Genomic DNA, 18,680 nt, shown 5'->3' with positions numbered 1-18,680 from the left:
ATTTCTCCTTATTTACCTCGGTGCGACCGTGTCGCAACGGGCTTGCAAAATCATTTACGATAAGGTATTATATCACTATTCAGCGGACAATTTAAACCTTAATTTTGGGAAAATACGATGGCAGAAAAAAACAAAATCGTAGCGGTTGTGATAGGCTCAGATTCGGATATGCCTATTATGAAGGCATGTATCGATAAATTGAAGGATTTTGGCGTTGAGCCTGTTGTTCGGATTATCTCAGCTCACAGGACGCCGGATATTGCCGTCGAGTTTGCTGAAGGCGCCGCCAAGAACGGCATAAAGGTAATTATCGCCGCCGCAGGTATGGCCGCTCACCTTGCAGGGGCCATTGCCGCCAGGACGGCTTTGCCGATTATCGGCGTTCCATTGGCAGCCGACCAGTCGCCTGCGGGAATCGATGCGTTATTAAGTACTGTTCAGATGCCGCCGGGAGTGCCGGTAGCGTCTATGGCGATTGGTAAGGCAGGGGCGATAAACGCCGCTGTTTTCGCAGTCCAGATTCTTGCGCTGGCAGATGAAAAAATCGCGGCCAAACTGGCGGATTTCAGAAAGCTGCAAAGGCAAAAGGTAATCGACAAGGATTCCGCCGTCTGATTTTAAAATTTCAGATAACAGCCTGAAAAAGGGGAAATGAAAAACAGAAAATTATTTCTGTTCTTATTATCATTGGTCGAATTAAAGACCTTTACAAAGCAAATTATATTATAAAACAAGGAAGGCGATTATGGCACTTTTTATTGTAAGCATATTTATTGCGTTAGGTGTTTCGTTTCTGTGTTCACTGTTGGAAGCGGTAGTCCTGAGTTTGACTCCCGCTCAGATAGCTGCCATTTCTTCCAAACATCCGGATATCGGTAAAATCTGGCACGGCTTCAAGACGAATATTGAGCGTCCGCTAACTGTAATTCTGGTTATGAACACGGCCGCTCATACAATAGGCGCCTCTGTTGCCGGTTCCCAGTTCAACAGGTTATTCGGCAATAAATGGATTTGGCTGTTTTCTCTGGTTTTTACTTTCCTTATGCTTCAGTTCACTGAGATTCTTCCAAAAACAATAGGCGTCAGACTTAATCGCAAACTGGCCGGCTTTATCGCGTTGCCGTTGAATATAAGTATCAACGCTTTTACTCCTTTGATAAAGACGATTCACTGGATTAACAGTTTCTTCGAGGGCAGTGGCCGTTCCACAAAATCCATAGCGACTGCCGATGAAATTATTGCCATGGCTGGTTTGAGCAGGCTATCGAATCAGATAGATTTTCATCAGGAACGGATTATAAAAGGTGCGTGCCGGCTGGCTTCTTTAACGGTGCAGCAGGTTATGATTCCTATTGAAGATATATCGTTTATCTCTACTTCCCAGACTATATCACAGGCGGTTATTGCAGCTCATCTCGACTGTCACACCCGTTATCCTGTTCGTGAAGGTGATGATTTCAACAATGTTATCGGTTATGTGAACTTCAAGGAAATGATTTATTTTATGAGTACTAATCCGGGCAATTTGAGTTTGAGGGGTATTATTCGGCCTGTATGTTTCGTTCTTCCGGAATATTCCGCTGCTGACCTGATGAAAATGTTTGTCGACCAGCACATTCACATAGCTATCGTGCAGGACAAAAACGGCAAAACACTTGGTATGGTTGCACTTGAAGATTTGGTGGAAGAACTTGTCGGTGAACTCGAAGATGAATTCGACCGTCTGCCGCAGATGTTTCATTCTCTTGACGGCGGAACGTGGATGGTCGGCGGCGGAATGCGTATGGCGAATTTGTCGGGACATATTAATCTGCCAATGCCTGATTCGCAGGAAACGCTTTCAGCTTGGCTGTCGCGTCAACTCGGACATAAACCCAAGCCGGGAGAAATTTACAGACAGGATTCGATGGAATTTATCGTGAGACGATTACGAAGAGGAAAAATTTTCGAAGTCGCTATCAGACGTCTGCGAGATGGCTCTGATAACGCTGTTTCCTAAAAAATTCCTGACCGAAGCACCGGTTTAAATTTTTTTTAAATCCAAACGACCATTTTGGACAGGGTGCGCCAAAATGGTCGCTTTTTTTAAGTGCTTAATGAGTAAGCATTCCTGCGAAAAATGGAAATCAGGTAGCGGCCGTTTTGGTCGGCTGCCTAAAAAATATAATTTTGGGGCGAAAAATTATTCACTTCGTAACTCCTTACGCTTAAATGATTTAAAAAATTCTTTCAGATAAAATATCTTCTGGCACGGCTGTTGCGATGTATGTAAACCAGAAGTCGTTGAGGTCGAGCAGAAGTTAAGTCTTCTTTAGAAAAGGAAAACAGATGCTCGTCCTTGTAAGAGCGAATGTATTAGTAGTAGGGCTCGTAGGACTCGAAGGAAGAAGTAAAGCCTTAAAAAGGCTGCCAATTCGAGTTTCTTATATAGAGACCGGCGTCGAAGCCGGACGTTCTTTGAAAAATGAAAGTGTTGACAGTGTCATAAGTCAGTGGGAACTGCCGGATTGTCCCGATGGACGATTCCTGAAAAATCTGCGATTGGCAAAACCTTATTTGCCTGTTATCGCCATCGTTAATGCAAACGATGTAGAGCAGGAAATAGCGGCCAGGAGTATCGGAGTAGCGGCGGTGTTGAGCAGTGACGTTACAGATGATGTGCTGATTCAGACCGTTGGCGGCGTTCTCGGACTTGGTGATACTGAAGAAATCCAGAAACTCTGTGCAGTTGCAGACGGCTTAGACCACCGTCACGTCTGACACGGGCCAAAGACCGAACAGTAAATGGACCCGATGTGTCGACCGGCAACGCACTGGTTTATAGGGAGGGAGTGCAGAGAAAAGAAACAATAACTTCTTCTCCTCCTCCAAGGTGGGTTGTGATCGGACAGTGATAGATGGTTACAGCCCCCCAGAGAGCAAACACAGCTTGACTGTGATCGTATAGGGCTCAGGAAGTTTTCTCCTCCTCCCAAATGAGTGGGCATGTGATCGGACAGTGATAAATGTCGGTTGCTGCCCCCTCGAGAGCAAACACGGTATGGGACCGTGATAATTATAAATCCGCATAAGGCGGAAAAGCTCACGAAGAGTTTTCTCCTCCTCCCACGAAGGGTTGTGACCGGACAGTGATAGATGGTTACGGCCCTTTCGAAAGCAAGCACGGCTTAGCCGTGAGTTATATAAGGCTTGAAAATCATTTTCTCCTCCCAAGGAGTTGGGGTTGTCGACCGGCAGTGAAAACGCGGTTACAACCCTGCGAAGGTAGATGGTACTTGACCATAGGAAAATATTCTGCTAAGGAATGAAGCATCACCCAATGTTGGGCCCCGGCCAAGATCACTGTTCGGTCTTAGGTCGGGGCCAATTTTTTGCGCATTTCCAAAAAAACAAACATATTATCAGACGTTAAGTAAAATAATTGCATTTTCACGCCGGTAAGCCTAATATTAATTCACCTTTTTTTCAGTTTTTCAGAGAGACCGGAATGGATAATATCGAAAAATATTCGTCGGCGTTTACCCTTTCAGATATGGAAATATTCGTATTTCCCGAGCTTATGTATTCGCTTCTATTGGCCAATATAATGAGCCCGGCTATCTGGAAATGGCGGGATGAAGATAGTTTCAAAAAACTCCATGGCAAAGACCCGTACAAAAAATTAATGCGCCTCCGCCAGTTTATTATGGACCGGTTCGAGTTTAATCTTGATTTACAAACCTGGGGACTGACGGATAAAAATGCCGAGATGAAAAGATTCGAAAAATTCCTTCCGCCTGCGGAAATATCCAAAAGCAATGCACTGTTCGGCTACGAGGGCGATTCGTATTACTATGACGTCGATATTAGAAAACACTTCGGCCTGGATAAATATAACGGCGACATTATCCCGTACTGGAAAACCGAAACAGTCGAGGCGATGAACGCCTTTAAATTCAAAGAGGCCTACAAAAGCGGGGCGGGAGAATGTGTCTCACTGTCAACCCTTTACGCCGCCGCGGCGTTTATCGTCTGCGGAATTCCGCTCGAAGATATTTATATGGTCCTGACGCCTCTGCACTCGCAGAATTTTATCGATATAAACGACGGCGTTATTACCAATAACAGGAGACTGGTCACAAAAGCGATGTGGTTTAACGGAACCGAGACATCCGATAAGGCCCAGCGGGCCCTGCGAAATGAACAAATTACCATCGTCGCCCATACGAGCGGCATTGTCCACTGCCTTTACAAAGACGCCACAATCGATAAAAACTCGTATGAAAAATTTGTCGGCAAACTGAACGATTATCTTCACTGCCCTCTTGAGCCGATAAGCATGACAGGCTTTCTCCGCACCAATCGGGCATACCAGAAACATTTCCAGTTCTGCAGAAACTGCCATGGAAGGCCGCAATTCATCAGGGCGGAAACGCTTTTTCATTACGAGCACGACAGCAATTTCAGGATATGCGATTCGACCCACGAAAAACTGCTCGAAGAGGTGCACGAAGAGGATTTTTCCAATTCCGAGTACCCCAAAAGAATTCGATGCGACCAGCTTAAGGAATATCTCGGGAAGAAAAAACCCGATATAAACACCGAAGCAGGCAGGGAACAATTAGCCAAAGTAATGTCGGAATATATTCCCGATGCGGATAAATTCGTGGCCGAGCTTTATGATTTTCTTCATCTTGAGCCGAAATTGCCTCACAATGACAAGAATTTTATCCCTGCCGAGCCGATAAAAATCTCGCCCGATATGTCCAGGGCCCAGGTAATAGATTATCTGCAAAGCATAAGAGGAAAAAATATTATCGCCGACCTTGCCTTTTACGCCTGCCGCGATATGGAAACCTGCGACTGGCAGCCGTTTATTAAGTCCGCAATCGAGCGAAGCCCCGTTTCAATCGAAATGACAAAAGATAAATCAATCGAAGATTGCTTCCAATGGCTCAAGGATATGCCGAATGAGTCGATATATGATGGCAAACGCCTTGCCCAGCCCGATGAAGTCGCCAATTACAAAAGGGGCGATGGTATCGAAAAGGCGATTACCCTTGCAAATATCATTCATAAAAGAGAACCTGACAAGGAAATTACAATCAGCATTGATAAAGATAAAATTGTTGTCGATGCAGGACAAAAATTTGAATTTGGAAGTTCAAAAGAGTTTGGAAAAACGATAACAATCAATAAAGAAGAATACAAAATTATTTAATCGCTGATTACACTGATTAAACAGATTAGAAAAAATAAAATAAATTATGGATGAGGAATTCGATACTCGAATTAATGACATGCCTGAACAACAGGTGCGCGAGATCACTCGATTCAAAATGAGGCGAATTCGAGATGAAATTGAGAAAAAAGCGAAACGTATAAAGCCAGAGAAATTCATCCCTTATATTCTTAATTTTTTTTATGACCCCTCAAGAAAATGGGTGATTGGACCTCACACAATTTTACAAGCAATAGAAGCAAATTGTGCTTACCATAAACGCGGGTATGATGAAGAAATTACACTCAAAAAATTTGCAGATATAATTAACCTGCTAATGAAATCTGAGGATAAGAATGATTTTTATTTATGGTCGATTCACAATAAATTGGAAATATTTTTTCAATTTATAAGTAGAATACAGCTTGAAGTGCAGAAAACAGGTTGTTCCCGCACATATTTATCAAGATATTGGAAGTTATTTTATAACAATAACTTTCTGAGTAAACTACACGATGATTTTGAAAAGATTCATGGAATTTCAGTAGAAAAATGGTTTTTGTGTTCATTCTCCATGTACGCGATGTTTTTGAAAACCTGTATAATTCCCCAAAAGTTTAAAATTTCTCCAGGTATTAATATTAACGAAAGCGACATCCAAACATATTTAAATCTAAGTTGCTACACTGTCACAGAGATCAGGCAAAGATATTTTGAAGTCAGAAAAGATATTCCCAGAGAATTCCACTTTTTGACAAGAACAGCGTTTGTAGAAAGACCTATCATTGCATTGGAAAATACTCTGTTGGTTGCTCCAATTCCAGAACTGATATTTCGTCATATGGGACATGGATTAAATGGTCTATTTGAAAATATAGATTCCTATGGGTATTGTTTAGGAAAATCTTTTCAAGAGTATACCAAAAAAACATTAAATTGCTTAAGTGACATAATTAGGTTGTATTCTAATGAAGAATTAGAAAAACTGTCTGCAGGTGAAAAAAGTTGTGATTTTTTGTTAGTAACACAATCAGAAAATATCTTAATTGAATGTAAGGCAATTGACTTTAAGGTTAGAACTCTGACAGAAAATGCTATATTGAAAAGCAATGCGTTCACGAAAGTTAAAGATGGAATACGCCAAATTGATAATACATTGAATAATATTAAGACTGGCAAGTTATGTCTGCCCAGTGTAGACGCAAATAAGCCTTTTTTGAAAATTGTTGTGACTTTTGGTGAAATGTTAGGATTTAATAGTGACTGGCTATTAAATGAAATGTGCCCCTTGATTAAAGATGTTGATGAAAAAACTAGCAAACCAATAATTCTCTCTGTAGATGGCCTTGAGAAACTTGTCCTATACATAGAAAATACCAAAGAATTTCTCATAGACATATATCGTTCAAAGCAGGAAAAGGGATATTTTTTGACCGGAGACTGGGATACTTATTTAGAGAATAAAATTTTTGCTATTAAGCAAATCAAAAATTTGGGATTTTTTTCTGAGGGATTCGATGAAATGTATGATAAATTTGGGATTGATTTAAAAGACAAAGAAATTAATTGTAAATAAATGGGACATATGGGAAAAACAAACACAAAGTTTAATTTTGCGGGAACGGTGTTTGCCGTGCTGTCGCTGTTTTGCGGTGTGCCGGGACCGTTAATCATAAAGTATATCGCTCCCTTCATAGATTTCTGGACGCAGAATTTCCTGCGTTATGTAGTCGCGGCGGCGGTATTGATGGTGTTTGTATTGTTTTCGCAGAAAAAAGCGGTCTTCGACAAAACAATCTGGCGCAAGGCACTGATTATCGCCGCGATAAATGTATTTATGCAGTGCTGCTGGGGAGCGGCGTTTTATTATATCAATCCGGCCTTCGTCACGCTTTTGGCGAAGTCCTCGATTTTCTGGACCTCGGCGATATCGCTGATTTTCTTCGCTGACGAACGGCCGCTGATAAAAAGCAAAAGTTTCTGGCTGTCATTTTTCATCGTGATAATCGGAATTGTCGGCGTAACGGTTTTCAAACAGGATTTTTCGACAAAGGCATCCGTAACCGGAATCGCCCTGACGCTGGGCTTTGCGTTCAGTTGGGCGATATACACAATAGCGATAAAAGTTCTGCTCAAAGACAGCGATTCGATGACAAGTTTCGCCGTTGTGTCCGTATATACGGCGGTCGCTCTCGGCGGATTGGCTTTTATATTCGGCAAACCTTCGCAGAGTATCTCTATGTCAACTGCGGGCTGGCTGCTCCTGATTTTGAGCGCACTTACGAGCATCGCCGCGTCGCACGTTACATTTTATGCCGCCATAAAACGGATAGGCTCGACTATCCCGCCGCTGGTTGTTCTCGCTCAGCCGTTTTTGGTTCTGCTGGTTTCACGGGTCGTTTTTAACGAACATCTCAATATTCCGCAGTGGTTTTTCGGTCTGTTACTCATTGCAGGCTCAGCACTTGCGGTCAAATCGCAGGAATACCTAAATAAAGGTTCCTGACACCTTTTACGGCCTTTTTGCTAAAATTTACTTGAATCTACTGAACTTATATATTACTATATGAGTATATAGTCACATAGTAATATATGATAAAAGGCCCGTTATGACTGAAAAATCACGACAAATTGTTTACGACAGGCAGGCTGAGATTTTAAAGGCTTTGGCTCATCCGGTTCGGGTAGCGATACTCGACTTTTTAAAGGATGGCGAGCAGTGCGTCTGCGATATCGCAAAATATGCCGGCTCTGAAAGGTCTAATGTTTCAAAACATCTTTCGCTGATGGTAAACGTCGGCGTACTTGAATCGCGTAAAGACGGGCTGAATGTAATATACCGCCTCAAAGCAAAGTGTATTATGGATTTCTTTCAATGTATAACAACCTGCATCAAACAGCAGGCCAATGAAAATGTAAAGCTCCTGAAAGCCATCTGAAATGAGTATAAAAACAGAAAGTAAAAAATTACTTTTAATAATCGGCATTTTCCTTTTCATTTATTTTCTGCCCATCGGCGTAGTGCGTTTCGATAACGCCATTATGCAGTCTTTGATTTTGATTAAATGGTACGCCAGGGAGCACGTCTTGCTTTGTCTTGTTCCTGCGTTTTTCATAGCAGGGGCCATTTCAGTTTTTGTAAGCCAGGCTTCCGTGATGAAATATCTCGGGGCAAAAGCCAATAAATTTATTGCGTATGGCGTTGCATCTGTATCCGGCACTATCTTAGCCGTTTGTTCCTGCACGGTTCTGCCGCTGTTTGCCGGCATCTATAAAATGGGAGCAGGTCTGGGGCCGGCCTGTGCGTTTCTGTATTCCGGCCCTGCGATAAATGTTCTCGCGATTATCCTGACTGCGAGAATTCTTGGTTTCGAGCTTGGCGTTGCAAGGGCGGTCGGTGCGATTTTGTTTAGTATAGTAATCGGCCTATTGATGCATTTTATATATCGCAAAGAAGAAATCCAAAAAGCTGATAACGCGGTGATGATGCCGGAAGATACAAAAAGCAGACCGCTTTGGCAGAACGGTTTATATTTCGCCTCAATGGTCGCTGTTCTGGTTTTTGCAAACTGGGCAAAACCGATTACTCCCGGCGGTGCATGGGCTGCCGTTTACTCCGTAAAATGGATTATAACCGCGGTCAGTCTTGTTGCGTTATTTGTTTTTCTAATCCTGTGGTTCAGCAAAGATGATTTATTGCAATGGACGGACTCAACCTGGACATTTACCAAACAGATTTTGCCGTTACTTTTTGGCGGCGTTATTGTCGCCGGTTTCCTGCTCGGCACACCCAGCGGCGAAGGTATTATTCCTTCAAAATGGGTTTCTGCCGCAGTCGGCGGAAATTCGCTGCGTGCGAATTTATTCGCATCTGTAGCCGGGGCGTTTATGTATTTTGCGACGCTGACCGAAGTTCCTATAGTTCAGGGATTAATGACGGCCGGCATGGGCAAAGGCCCGGCTCTGGCGTTATTACTTGCAGGCCCGGCGCTGTCGCTGCCGAGCATGCTCGTTATCCGTAGTATAATGGGAACGAAAAAAACGATTGTGTTTGTTTCGCTTGTGGTTGTGATGGCAACGATTTCAGGAATGATTTTTGGAGCATTCTAATGGAGTCCAATGAAAAAATAAGAGAAACGGTTCGTAAAGGATATACGGAAATTGCGAAAGGCAAATCTGGCTGCGGTTGCGGCTGCGGCTCATCGGCACCGGACAAACTGGCCGAGGGAATTGGTTATTCAAGCAATGAACTTGAGAATTTGCCTGATGGCGCGAATATGGGCCTTTCCTGCGGCAATCCCACTGCTGTCGCCAACCTTAAGCCCGGCCAGGTAGTTCTCGATTTGGGCAGCGGCGGAGGCTTTGACGTTTTCATCGCCGCCAAAAAAGTCGGCCCCGAAGGAAAAGCTATCGGTGTCGATATGACGCCCGATATGCTCAGTAAAGCGCGGGCGGGCATTTCCAAATTCACAAAAAAAACCGCTCTTGACAATGTCGAGTTTCGGCTTGGCGAAATAGAACATCTTCCGGTCGCCGATTCGAGTATTGATGTCGTTATTTCCAATTGCGTTATAAATCTTTCACCTGCAAAGCAGCAGGTTTGGAATGATATCGCGCGGGTTTTAAAATCCGGCGGAAAAGCCTGCATTTCCGACCTTGCTTTAAAATCGCCTTTGCCGAAAGAGGTTCTCAAATCTGCCGCCGCGCTGGTAAGCTGTGTCGCCGGTGCTGTTCTCGTCGATGAAACTATTGAAATGGCGAAAAACGCAGGTCTGACTGATATTCAGATAGAGGAAAAGGCGTATAATATTGATGTAATGGCAGATTGCAGCGACCCGCTTTACAGAGAGGTTAAGGATTTTCTGCCGAAAGGCAAAAAACTCAGCGATTACATTATCAGCGTGAATGTTACGGCTTTTAAAAAATAAGGAAATTTTTTATGACAGAAGAAAAGGCGAGAAATCTCGGTGTATTTGAGAAATATCTTACGTTATGGGTCATTCTTTGTATCGTCGGCGGAATAATATTAGGAAAACTTGCACCCGGCTTCGCCAAAACGCTCGATGGTCTGGCGATTTATACAAATGGCGCGCCGGTAGTTTCGATTCCGATTGCCGTTTGTCTTTTCTTTATGATGTATCCGATTATGGTCAAGATTGATTTTGCCGAGGTTCTCAAGGCCGGCAAAAGCATAAAACCTGTCGGCCTGACGCTGTTTGTCAACTGGGCGATAAAGCCGTTTACGATGTACGCGATTGCCTTGTTCTTTCTCGGTTTTTTATTCCGGTCTTTTATCGGCGTCGATGCCGTCGATATTGTAAAAATGCCGTTTGGCCTCGATTTGCCTATAGGTGCCGTTTACGGCGTCGGAAAGGTAATAGAGCAGGGAGGCATAAAAGTTTTGGAAGTGCCCCTGTGGCGAAGTTACTTGGCAGGCTGTATTTTGCTCGGCATCGCGCCCTGCACAGCTATGGTTTTAGTTTGGGGCTATCTTGCGAAAGGCAACGACGGCCATACACTCGTGATGGTTGCGATAAATTCATTATCAATGCTTGTGCTTTACGGGCCGCTCGGAGGTTTTCTGCTCGGCGTAGGCAAATTGCCTGTACCGTGGCAGGCTCTTGTGCTTTCGATTGCGATTTATGTCGCTTTGCCTCTGGTTGCGGGTTTTCTTTCGAGAAAATTTATAATCGCCCGCAAAGGCCGGCAGTGGTTCGACGATAAATTCCTGCATTTTTTAACGCCTGTTACGATTATCGCGCTGCTGATTACGCTTGTGCTTTTGTTCAGCTTTAAAGGCGAGACGATTCTTAATAATCCTCTTACGATTCTTTGGATTGCGATTCCGCTTTTTATTCAGACCACCCTGATTTTCGCAATCGGTTATTGGCTGTCAAAACGGTTGAAATTGTCGTATGCCGATGCCGCGCCTTCGGCTATGATTGGCGCATCGAATCATTTTGAAGTTGCTATCGCCACCGCGACAATGCTTTTCGGCCTTTCCAGCGGTGCCGCTCTTGCGACGGTTGTCGGCGTTTTGATAGAAGTGCCGGTAATGTTGATGCTCGTTAAAATATGTTTAAAAACAGAAAAAATGTTTGTACAATGAAAAATATAATTAAGGAGAATCAATTATGTTTTCAAATTTATTGGTAGCTACGGATCTGTCGTTGCCTTCTCATCACGTTGTTTGTGCGTCGGCAAGTCTTAAACAGCTTGGCGCAAAAAAAGCTGTTCTGCTGTACTGTTTTAAATATCCGCTTGATGATAGCGGTATGCTTGCGGCACAGGTGATGAAATCAATAGAGCCTGAATTTAACAGCCAGAAGAAGGTACTCGTGGATAAAGGCTTTGAGGTGCTCGGCAGAATGATTCCAGTCGCATCGTATTTTGCAATAAATAATGAGGCGGATACAGAAGACTGTTCGCTGATAGTTATCGGCTCAGCGGGTCAAACAATGTCGAAAGCTACCAGACTCGGCGGTGTAGCCAGTGCTGTGATACATAGCGCGACAAGACCGGTACTGATATTCCGTGTAAAATTTGCTGAAGATGGCGGTAAAACAGTTTGCAAAGAATGTTCATTCGATATGCTGGAGCATATTTTGTTCCCGACCGATTTTTCAAGCACTTCAGAACGTGCATATACCTATGTTCAGAAAATGGCCGACTGCGGCGCAAAACAAATTACGTTAATGCACGTACAGGATAAGGTAAAACTTGACGGCAAAACTGAAAAGGATATTGCCGAGTTTAATGCTATTGATATCGGTAGATTGGAACGACTCAAAACCGACCTTGGGAAACGGGGCGTTAAAAACGTCAGTATTGTGATGCCTTACGGCCTGCCAAAACAGGAAATTGTTGATTATACTCACCGCAACAACATATCGCTGGTTGTGATGGGCAGTCAGGGACGCGGCTATGTCAAAGAATTTTTCCTTGGCAGTGTAAGCCATACGGCAGCCAGATATTCTGATTCATCTGTTTTGCTGATTCCACCACTAAGATAAATTATTTGGAGATTGAAATGAAAAAGATTCAGATACTCGGTACAGGCTGTCCGAAGTGCAAAAAACTTGCAGAGCTTACCGAAACAGCCGCTAAAGAAATGGCAATAGAATATGAAATTGAGAAAGTTACTCAGATAAGTGATATAATGAAATTCGGCGTTATGGTAACGCCCGCTCTTGTGATTGACGGTGAAGTTAAAACTGCCGGCAAAGTACCGACAGTTGAACAGTTAAAGGAAATGCTCAAATGAGAAATTTGTGGAAAGTAATTATAGTATTAATTCTTGCCTCGTCCGTTGTCGCGGTTGTTATGTTGAAGAATAAGGAAAATAAATCGCAGCCTGTTATTCCGGAACCAAATCTGCTCATTGCATCTGAATCTAATCAGCCTGCCATTGCCGCAAAGCTGCCGAAACTTATCGACCTTGGCGCGGATAAATGCGTTCCGTGCAAGATGATGAAGCCGATACTCGACGAATTGACGGTAGAATATAAAGGCAAATTGGAAGTTATTTTTTATGATGTCTGGAAAAATCCCGCTCCGGGCGAAAAATACGGCATAAATATAATTCCGACCCAGATTTTTCTGGACCCGAATGAAAAAGAACTTTTCCGTCACGAGGGCTTCTTCTCGAAAGAAGATATTTTAGCCAGATGGGGAAAATTAGGTTTTGAATTAAAATAGGTTTTGTTTTCGGTTTGGGTAGCGGTAAAGTCTCGTGTTTAGTTATGGGGTTGGCGTTGAAAGTCAAAACACGAAAGACGAAAACGATTAACGCGACGTTACCGATACCTATACCAATAACTGTTTAAAATTTATGAACTATTTATTTGAAAATCTGACTCACGCCGTCGAAAGCACGGCATTGATTGCTCTTGCCGCTTCGTTTGTCTGGGGCATCTTGAGTATTCTGCTCAGTCCCTGCCATCTGGCGAGCATTCCTCTAATTGTCGGCTTTATCGACGAACAGGGCAGAATCTCAACGAAGAGGGCGTTTTCGATTTCGTTTCTTTTCGCAGCCGGAATTCTTATAACTATCGGCCTTGTCGGCGTAATTACAGCCGCCGCCGGAAGAATGATGGGTGATGTTGGCAAATACGGCAATTATTTTGTGGCATTGATATTTTTTGTTGTAGGGCTACATCTGCTTGGCATTATTCCCATTCCTTTTTCTGGGCCGGGTAAGGTTGGTATGAAGCGCAAAGGAGCTTTGGCAGCATTTATCCTTGGATTAGTCTTTGGTATTGCTCTTGGCCCATGTACGTTTGCGTATATGGCTCCGATGCTTGGAGTAACATTTAAATTGGCAGCTACAAATCTATTCTATGGGATTATCCTTCTGCTTATGTATGGAATCGGGCATTGTTCGGTAATTGTATTTGCCGGGACATTTACAGAAGTTGTCCAGCGATATATGAACTGGAATGAAAAATCAAAAGGCGCTGTTATTCTCAAAAAAATCTGCGGAATACTCGTGCTTGCAGGCGGCCTTTATATGATTTATACTGCTTGATGAGAGTTTTAAAATTCCATTAAGAAAGGATTTGTTATGAAAATAGGAGTGATTATCGCGACCAATGACGCTGAGACTTGCTGGAATGCGATTCGTTACGCCAATTTTGCGCTTGCGCAAAAAGATGAAGTGAAAATATTTTTTATGGGCAAAGGTGTTGAGTATCAGTCAATTGGCACAGACAAATTCAACACAGTTGAGCAGGCCGAGAAGTTTATGCAAAACGGCGGCAAGATTCTTGCCTGCGGCACTTGTATAATATCACGTCAAAAGGATGGTTCTGAAATGTGTCCGATTTCAACAATGAAAGATATGTATGATGTTGTGAAAGACAGCGATAAGGTGGTTACATTTTGATAATCACGTAAAGAATATCACGGCAGAGATTTTATGAATAAACTTGTTGAAGTAATTTTACTGTTCCTGAAGCTTGGCGCAATTTCTTTCGGCGGCCCGGCGACTCAGTTTGCGCTTATGCACGATGAAGTCGTAAGAAAACGAAAATGGCTCGATGAACAGCAATTTCTAGATTTGGTCGGCGCTACGAATATGATTCCCGGCCCGAACGGCACCGAACTTGCGATGCATATCGGTTTTTTGCAGGCCGGCTGGCGGGGTCTTATCGCAGGCGGATTGTGTCTGGCGCTGCCGGCGATTTTTATTGTGCTCGTTCTTGCGTATCTTTATGTGCAGTACGGTACATTGCCGCAGGCTGAATGGCTTTTGTACGGCGTAAAACCTGTAGTAATCGCTATAATTTTACAGGCGATTTGGCAATTGGGACGCAAAGCAGTTAAAGATGTTCTTGTTGCAGCAATTGTTTTGATTGTCTTTGCTCTTTATTTCGTACATATAAATGAAGTCATACTTCTGTTCGGCGGCGGATTGGCTGTGATGCTGTTCAAAAATATTCGCCAACTCCAAAATCGCAACTGCTGCGTATCCCTTGTTCCGCTCGGCGGGATGGGAATATTGTCGCAGGTAATGATGAATTTCAGTTTTTCACGGCTTTTTCTTGTTTTTCTCAAAATAGGTGCGGTGTGGTATGGCACCGGATATGTTTTGCTTGCATTTCTGCGGGGCGATTTTGTCGAACGTCTCGGCTGGCTTACTACTCAGCAACTCCTCGATGCCGTTGCTGTCGGTCAAATTACTCCGGGACCTTTATTCACAACAGCTACGTTTATCGGTTATATCCTCGGCGGTTTTAAAGGGGCCGTTTTGGCTACTGTCGGTATTTTTCTGCCGTCTTTTATATTTGTTGCGGTTTCAAATCCTTTAATCCCGCGTCTGCGAAAATCACCGTGGACTGGCGCCTTATTGGACGGCATCAACGCCGCGGCAATTAGTCTTATGGCCGCTGTAACCTGCCAATTGGCCAGAGATTCGCTCATCGACATTGGTGCTGTTATTATTTTTGGCGTTACCTTTATTCTACTGATTAGATTTAAGATAAATTCTATGTGGCTGATTGCGGGCGGGGCATTAGCGGGATTTTTAAACCTTTTTTCCAGATGAGATAAACAACATACTTGTTCTTGCAGGCGGGCTCTATATGATTTATACTGCCCGTTAATATGAGTAACGAATATTTCGACAAACAGGCGGCCGCGTGGAATGACAATCCTGTCAGGAGGCAGTTGACATCTGCCATTGCAGATTTTCTCAGTGAAACAATTCCATTGAATAAAGAATTTTCAGTTCTGGACTATGGCTGCGGCACTGGACTGTTAAGTTTTCTTATTTCGGATAAAGTCTCCTCTGTTTGTGCCGTTGATATTTCCGATGGAATGCTCGCCGAAGTTCGCAAAAAGATAATTACTCAAAATGTAAAAAACATCCAGGCCGTAAATTTCGATATCACAAAAGACAAGCCTCTGAATAGAACATTCGACCTTATTACCTCGGCGATGGCGATGCACCATATCGAAGATACGTTTGCCGCGATAACGAAACTTTCAAAATTGCTCAACCCCGGCGGATGGATTGCTCTTGCCGACCTTTACGCCGAAGACGGCTCTTTCCACCAGCGGGACGTTGTGGTGCATAATGGTTTTGCCCCGGAAAAAATCGCAGAACATTTGAAAAGTCTGAAAATGACATCTGTTATATATAAAAATGTTTTTGAAATTCCCAGAAATGAAAAATTCTATCCCGTTTTCTGTGTATGTGCCCGAAAAATATGATTTAGCTCTTTGGAGTTATGATGCTTCAGAAAATAATCTATCTTGCTCTCGCAGGCGCCGCCGGAACACTCGCCCGATACTGGCTCGGCGGTCTTGTTCAGAGAAGTATAACTACTGATTTTCCTTTCGGAACCGCCGCGGTAAACGTAATCGGCTGCCTGCTCTTCGGCTTGATTTGGGCCATTCTCGAAAGCAGACTCTCAATCAGCGGCCAGATGAGAATGGTTATTTTTGTCGGCTTTTTCGGTGCATTTACCACTTTTTCGACATTTATGTTTGAAACGGCGCGAATGCTCGATGAATCGCAATGGCTCTGGGCATCGGTTAATATAATAGGACAAAATATTCTCGGATTGATTGGTATGGTTGCAGGACTTGCAATCGGCAAATATATTTAGAATATATCGTTTGTATCTCTGTTTTCTCTGCTGAAGCGCAGCGGAAGTCCCGACGCATCGGGATAGCTCTGTGGCTATTTTTTATTATTGAAAGGTCGAGTTATGAAACTGCCGTCGGAAGCTGAACTATTACGGATTTTCATCGGTGAAGCGGACAAATTTGAAGGCAGGCCTTTGTTCGAGGCCATTGTCGCTCTGGCTCGAAAGCAGGGTCTGGCCGGCGCTACTGTAACAAGGGGTCTTATCGGTTTCGGCGCCGACAGCAGAATGCACTCGGCAAATATTCTCAGGCTCTCCGAAGATTTGCCCATTGTAATTGAAATTGTCGATGCACCGGAAAAAATCGAAAGCTTTATACCTCAGCTCGATGATATGATTAAGGAAGGAATGGTTACTCTCGAAAAGGTTCGGGTAATCGCGTACAGATATAATAATAAAAACTTATAATTTTATTTCTCTGCTGAAGCGTAGCGGAAGTCCCGACGCATCGGGATAGCTCTGTGGCTAAAAAGAAGTATTAATTTTCTCTATGGCTTTTTATGGAAAACAATCGCAAGTCCGCAATGAGGTTTATCGTATTACTGGGCGTTGTCAGTCTTTTGGCCGATGTTACTTACGAATCCGCGCGAAGCCTGGCAGGGCCTTACCTTGCAATTCTCGGCGCTACCGGCGCGGTGGTTGGCTTTGCCGCCGGTGCAGGCGAATTGCTCGGCTACGGCCTGAGATTCTTCTCCGGCCTGCTCAGCGACAAAACACGCAAATACTGGACGATTACCATTACCGGCTACGTGATTAATCTTTTGGCTGTGCCGCTGCTGGGCCTGGCAAATCACTGGCCGCTCGCGATAGCTTTGATGATGACCGAAAGAATCGGCAAGGCTATTCGTACTCCCGCACGCGACGCGATGCTTTCCTGCGCGACCTCTTCGGTCGGCAGGGGCTGGGGCTTCGCCCTGCACGAGGCGATGGACCAAATCGGCGCGATGCTCGGCCCTGTTATTGTGATGATTGTTCTTGCGATTAACGGCTCATACCGTTGGGCCTTTGCCGTTCTGGCGATACCGGCCTGTTTGGCCATTGCTATCCTTATTGTTGCCCGAATAAATTTCCCGCATCCGCAAAAACTCGAAACCGAGACTCCGCCCGCAGGCAACGGCAAAATGCCGAAAGTTTTTTGGCTTTATCTTGCCGCTGTCGGCCTCATAGCCGCAGGCTTTGCCGATTATCCTTTGGTCGCGTTTCACATCAAGCAGAAAGCTGTTTTCGCCGACAAATGGATTCCGCTTCTTTACGCCGGTGCTATGGGCATTGATGGTATTGCCGCTCTTATCTTCGGCAGATGGTACGACAAGGTCGGTATGCTTTCGCTGGCGATAGCCGTTATACTTTCCGCCTTTTTCGCGATTTTTGCGTTTACCTCCGGTGCGGTGCTGGTCATTATCGGCGTTGCCTTATGGGGCATTGGTATGGGCGCTCAGGAGTCGATTATTCGTGCCGTTGTCGCCGATATAGTTCCGACTCAAAAGCGCGGCACAGGCTACGGCATTTTCAATGCGGGTTATGGTATTGCCTGGTTTTTGGGCAGTACGCTGATGGGCGTTCTTTACGATATATCAATTCCAGCTCTTATTGGTTTTTCAGTTATCGCCCAGCTCGCCTCGATTCCATTGCTTATTTCCGTCCGCAAAAAGCTTGCGAAAAGATAGATTGAGTTCAGAATAATGAGTCTTCCACCAATTACTTTTTCAAACTGGGTCCGATGGATAGACAGGACAAATATAAACAGTCTTGGGAGTGTCGGTGTATACATCCTTGCTCACTACAAAGAGCCGCCCGGTATAGTAGACCTTCAATCGCAGGAAATTATTTACATTGGTGAAACTTGCAACCAATCTTTCAGTAAACGTTGGGAGCAGTTTCATAGCTGTGCATTCAAAGGTAAGGAAAACCACAGTGGCGGCGAAACATATTGGAAACTTTTTAGCGGGAAATATATTGAATATCTCTATGTGGCAAGTTTTCCTGTTGATGGTTTGAGTGATGAACTTTGTCCGCTGTTTATTCGATATGTTGAACGAAAACTGATTTTGGAATATGCTATAAAATGGGGTGCTGCCCCAAGATGTAATCATAAATAGTAGCAAGCTTCTATTTATGATTTGAACCCTTTAACAGGCAATTAAAACAAATTATCTTAACCAGTATTTAGCTTTGCTTCAAAAATTTTCTATCATATATCCGTGTAATCCTATGAACCGGAGCCAATCAAGGCAATTTTTTGTTTTTCTTCATATTTTATTTTTTCCATCATTATTTACTTTCAAGCATTCCCGTCCGCAGCCCCCTTCGCAGGAAGTCAGGGGCGAGGA

The 18,680-nt window shown here is 43.8% G+C and carries 21 protein-coding genes; all 21 read left to right on the top strand.

The features are described 5' to 3' along the window. Positions 1-117 precede the first annotated feature (117 nt). The 21 genes from purE (at position 118) to WC496_12400 (ending at position 18,449) form a co-directional block, all read left to right on the top strand. Positions 118-615, top strand: coding sequence for a 5-(carboxyamino)imidazole ribonucleotide mutase (purE, locus tag WC496_12500; GenBank protein MFA5293835.1), 498 nt, complete (start codon positions 118-120; stop codon positions 613-615). Positions 616-745: 130 nt separating this feature from the next. Further along, a complete protein-coding gene (locus tag WC496_12495; GenBank protein MFA5293834.1) occupies positions 746-1,999 on the top strand; it encodes a hemolysin family protein in 1,254 nt (417 codons plus the stop codon). A 329-nt stretch (positions 2,000-2,328) separates the two neighbouring features. Beyond that, a complete protein-coding gene (locus WC496_12490; protein MFA5293833.1) occupies positions 2,329-2,760 on the top strand; it encodes a response regulator in 432 nt (143 codons plus the stop codon). A gap of 727 nt (positions 2,761-3,487) precedes the next feature. Next, positions 3,488-5,200 (top strand): hypothetical protein, encoded by a 1,713-nt coding sequence (locus tag WC496_12485; GenBank protein MFA5293832.1) that lies wholly within the window; start codon positions 3,488-3,490, stop codon positions 5,198-5,200. A gap of 46 nt (positions 5,201-5,246) precedes the next feature. Further along, on the top strand, positions 5,247-6,776 hold the full coding sequence (locus tag WC496_12480; GenBank protein ID MFA5293831.1) for a hypothetical protein: 1,530 nt from the start codon (positions 5,247-5,249) through the stop codon (positions 6,774-6,776). A 9-nt stretch (positions 6,777-6,785) separates the two neighbouring features. After that, entirely contained in the window at positions 6,786-7,706 is a 921-nt protein-coding gene (locus WC496_12475) for a DMT family transporter (GenBank protein ID MFA5293830.1), read from the top strand. Between the two features lie 103 nt (positions 7,707-7,809). Further along, a complete protein-coding gene (locus tag WC496_12470; protein MFA5293829.1) occupies positions 7,810-8,139 on the top strand; it encodes a metalloregulator ArsR/SmtB family transcription factor in 330 nt (109 codons plus the stop codon). Position 8,140: 1 nt separating this feature from the next. Next, complete coding sequence (locus WC496_12465) at positions 8,141-9,310, top strand: permease (GenBank protein ID MFA5293828.1); 1,170 nt, start codon at positions 8,141-8,143, stop codon at positions 9,308-9,310. Further along, a complete protein-coding gene (gene arsM, locus WC496_12460; GenBank protein ID MFA5293827.1) occupies positions 9,310-10,128 on the top strand; it encodes an arsenite methyltransferase in 819 nt (272 codons plus the stop codon). The genes WC496_12465 and arsM overlap by 1 nt, the downstream gene beginning before the upstream one ends. 11 nt (positions 10,129-10,139) lie before the next feature. Next, on the top strand, positions 10,140-11,309 hold the full coding sequence (gene arsB / locus WC496_12455) for an ACR3 family arsenite efflux transporter (protein MFA5293826.1): 1,170 nt from the start codon (positions 10,140-10,142) through the stop codon (positions 11,307-11,309). 25 nt (positions 11,310-11,334) lie between these two features. Then, positions 11,335-12,213: a universal stress protein gene (locus tag WC496_12450; GenBank protein ID MFA5293825.1), complete on the top strand. Its 879-nt coding sequence runs from the start codon at positions 11,335-11,337 to the stop codon at positions 12,211-12,213. Positions 12,214-12,230: 17 nt separating this feature from the next. Then, a complete protein-coding gene (locus WC496_12445) occupies positions 12,231-12,464 on the top strand; it encodes a thioredoxin family protein (GenBank protein MFA5293824.1) in 234 nt (77 codons plus the stop codon). Then, positions 12,461-12,898, top strand: coding sequence for a thioredoxin family protein (locus tag WC496_12440; protein ID MFA5293823.1), 438 nt, complete (start codon positions 12,461-12,463; stop codon positions 12,896-12,898). The genes WC496_12445 and WC496_12440 overlap by 4 nt, the downstream gene beginning before the upstream one ends. A 133-nt stretch (positions 12,899-13,031) precedes the next feature. Beyond that, complete coding sequence (locus WC496_12435; GenBank protein MFA5293822.1) at positions 13,032-13,727, top strand: cytochrome c biogenesis protein CcdA; 696 nt, start codon at positions 13,032-13,034, stop codon at positions 13,725-13,727. A gap of 36 nt (positions 13,728-13,763) precedes the next feature. Next, complete coding sequence (locus WC496_12430) at positions 13,764-14,084, top strand: DsrE family protein (protein ID MFA5293821.1); 321 nt, start codon at positions 13,764-13,766, stop codon at positions 14,082-14,084. Between the two features lie 33 nt (positions 14,085-14,117). After that, positions 14,118-15,245, top strand: a complete 1,128-nt coding sequence (gene chrA / locus WC496_12425; GenBank protein ID MFA5293820.1) for a chromate efflux transporter — start codon at positions 14,118-14,120, stop codon at positions 15,243-15,245. Positions 15,246-15,304: 59 nt separating this feature from the next. Beyond that, positions 15,305-15,913 carry a class I SAM-dependent methyltransferase gene (locus WC496_12420; GenBank protein MFA5293819.1) on the top strand — a complete coding sequence of 203 codons (609 nt, stop codon included), beginning with the start codon at positions 15,305-15,307 and terminating at the stop codon, positions 15,911-15,913. 20 nt (positions 15,914-15,933) lie between these two features. Beyond that, entirely contained in the window at positions 15,934-16,311 is a 378-nt protein-coding gene (gene crcB / locus WC496_12415) for a fluoride efflux transporter CrcB (protein MFA5293818.1), read from the top strand. A gap of 102 nt (positions 16,312-16,413) precedes the next feature. Continuing rightward, complete coding sequence (locus WC496_12410) at positions 16,414-16,758, top strand: DUF190 domain-containing protein (protein ID MFA5293817.1); 345 nt, start codon at positions 16,414-16,416, stop codon at positions 16,756-16,758. 92 nt (positions 16,759-16,850) lie between these two features. Continuing rightward, positions 16,851-18,017, top strand: coding sequence for an MFS transporter (locus WC496_12405; GenBank protein ID MFA5293816.1), 1,167 nt, complete (start codon positions 16,851-16,853; stop codon positions 18,015-18,017). 15 nt (positions 18,018-18,032) lie between these two features. Next, positions 18,033-18,449 carry a hypothetical protein gene (locus WC496_12400; protein ID MFA5293815.1) on the top strand — a complete coding sequence of 139 codons (417 nt, stop codon included), beginning with the start codon at positions 18,033-18,035 and terminating at the stop codon, positions 18,447-18,449. The last annotated feature ends 231 nt before the right edge of the window (positions 18,450-18,680 follow it).

The organism is Phycisphaerae bacterium, from assembly GCA_041652575.1.
In the GTDB taxonomy this organism is placed as follows: domain Bacteria; phylum Planctomycetota; class Phycisphaerae; order Sedimentisphaerales; family UBA12454; genus UBA12454.
Note: the sequence above shows the minus strand (reverse complement) of the source record. Positions and strands in the feature narration are given on the sequence as shown.

What these genes read in the sequence shown, in the direction of transcription:
- WC496_12450 (MFA5293825.1), top strand. Translation starts at nt 11,335, where the DNA reads ATGTTTTCAAATTTATTGGTAGCTACGGATCTGTCGTTGCCTTCTCAT.
- purE (MFA5293835.1), top strand. Translation starts at nt 118, where the DNA reads ATGGCAGAAAAAAACAAAATCGTAGCGGTTGTGATAGGCTCAGATTCG.
- WC496_12435 (MFA5293822.1), top strand. Translation starts at nt 13,032, where the DNA reads ATGAACTATTTATTTGAAAATCTGACTCACGCCGTCGAAAGCACGGCA.
- arsM (MFA5293827.1), top strand. Translation starts at nt 9,310, where the DNA reads ATGGAGTCCAATGAAAAAATAAGAGAAACGGTTCGTAAAGGATATACG.
- WC496_12475 (MFA5293830.1), top strand. Translation starts at nt 6,786, where the DNA reads ATGGGAAAAACAAACACAAAGTTTAATTTTGCGGGAACGGTGTTTGCC.
- WC496_12495 (MFA5293834.1), top strand. Translation starts at nt 746, where the DNA reads ATGGCACTTTTTATTGTAAGCATATTTATTGCGTTAGGTGTTTCGTTT.
- crcB (MFA5293818.1), top strand. Translation starts at nt 15,934, where the DNA reads ATGCTTCAGAAAATAATCTATCTTGCTCTCGCAGGCGCCGCCGGAACA.
- arsB (MFA5293826.1), top strand. Translation starts at nt 10,140, where the DNA reads ATGACAGAAGAAAAGGCGAGAAATCTCGGTGTATTTGAGAAATATCTT.
- WC496_12480 (MFA5293831.1), top strand. Translation starts at nt 5,247, where the DNA reads ATGGATGAGGAATTCGATACTCGAATTAATGACATGCCTGAACAACAG.
- WC496_12490 (MFA5293833.1), top strand. Translation starts at nt 2,329, where the DNA reads ATGCTCGTCCTTGTAAGAGCGAATGTATTAGTAGTAGGGCTCGTAGGA.
- chrA (MFA5293820.1), top strand. Translation starts at nt 14,118, where the DNA reads ATGAATAAACTTGTTGAAGTAATTTTACTGTTCCTGAAGCTTGGCGCA.
- WC496_12485 (MFA5293832.1), top strand. Translation starts at nt 3,488, where the DNA reads ATGGATAATATCGAAAAATATTCGTCGGCGTTTACCCTTTCAGATATG.
- WC496_12470 (MFA5293829.1), top strand. Translation starts at nt 7,810, where the DNA reads ATGACTGAAAAATCACGACAAATTGTTTACGACAGGCAGGCTGAGATT.
- WC496_12405 (MFA5293816.1), top strand. Translation starts at nt 16,851, where the DNA reads ATGGAAAACAATCGCAAGTCCGCAATGAGGTTTATCGTATTACTGGGC.
- WC496_12445 (MFA5293824.1), top strand. Translation starts at nt 12,231, where the DNA reads ATGAAAAAGATTCAGATACTCGGTACAGGCTGTCCGAAGTGCAAAAAA.
- WC496_12430 (MFA5293821.1), top strand. Translation starts at nt 13,764, where the DNA reads ATGAAAATAGGAGTGATTATCGCGACCAATGACGCTGAGACTTGCTGG.
- WC496_12420 (MFA5293819.1), top strand. Translation starts at nt 15,305, where the DNA reads ATGAGTAACGAATATTTCGACAAACAGGCGGCCGCGTGGAATGACAAT.
- WC496_12400 (MFA5293815.1), top strand. Translation starts at nt 18,033, where the DNA reads ATGAGTCTTCCACCAATTACTTTTTCAAACTGGGTCCGATGGATAGAC.
- WC496_12440 (MFA5293823.1), top strand. Translation starts at nt 12,461, where the DNA reads ATGAGAAATTTGTGGAAAGTAATTATAGTATTAATTCTTGCCTCGTCC.
- WC496_12465 (MFA5293828.1), top strand. Translation starts at nt 8,141, where the DNA reads ATGAGTATAAAAACAGAAAGTAAAAAATTACTTTTAATAATCGGCATT.
- WC496_12410 (MFA5293817.1), top strand. Translation starts at nt 16,414, where the DNA reads ATGAAACTGCCGTCGGAAGCTGAACTATTACGGATTTTCATCGGTGAA.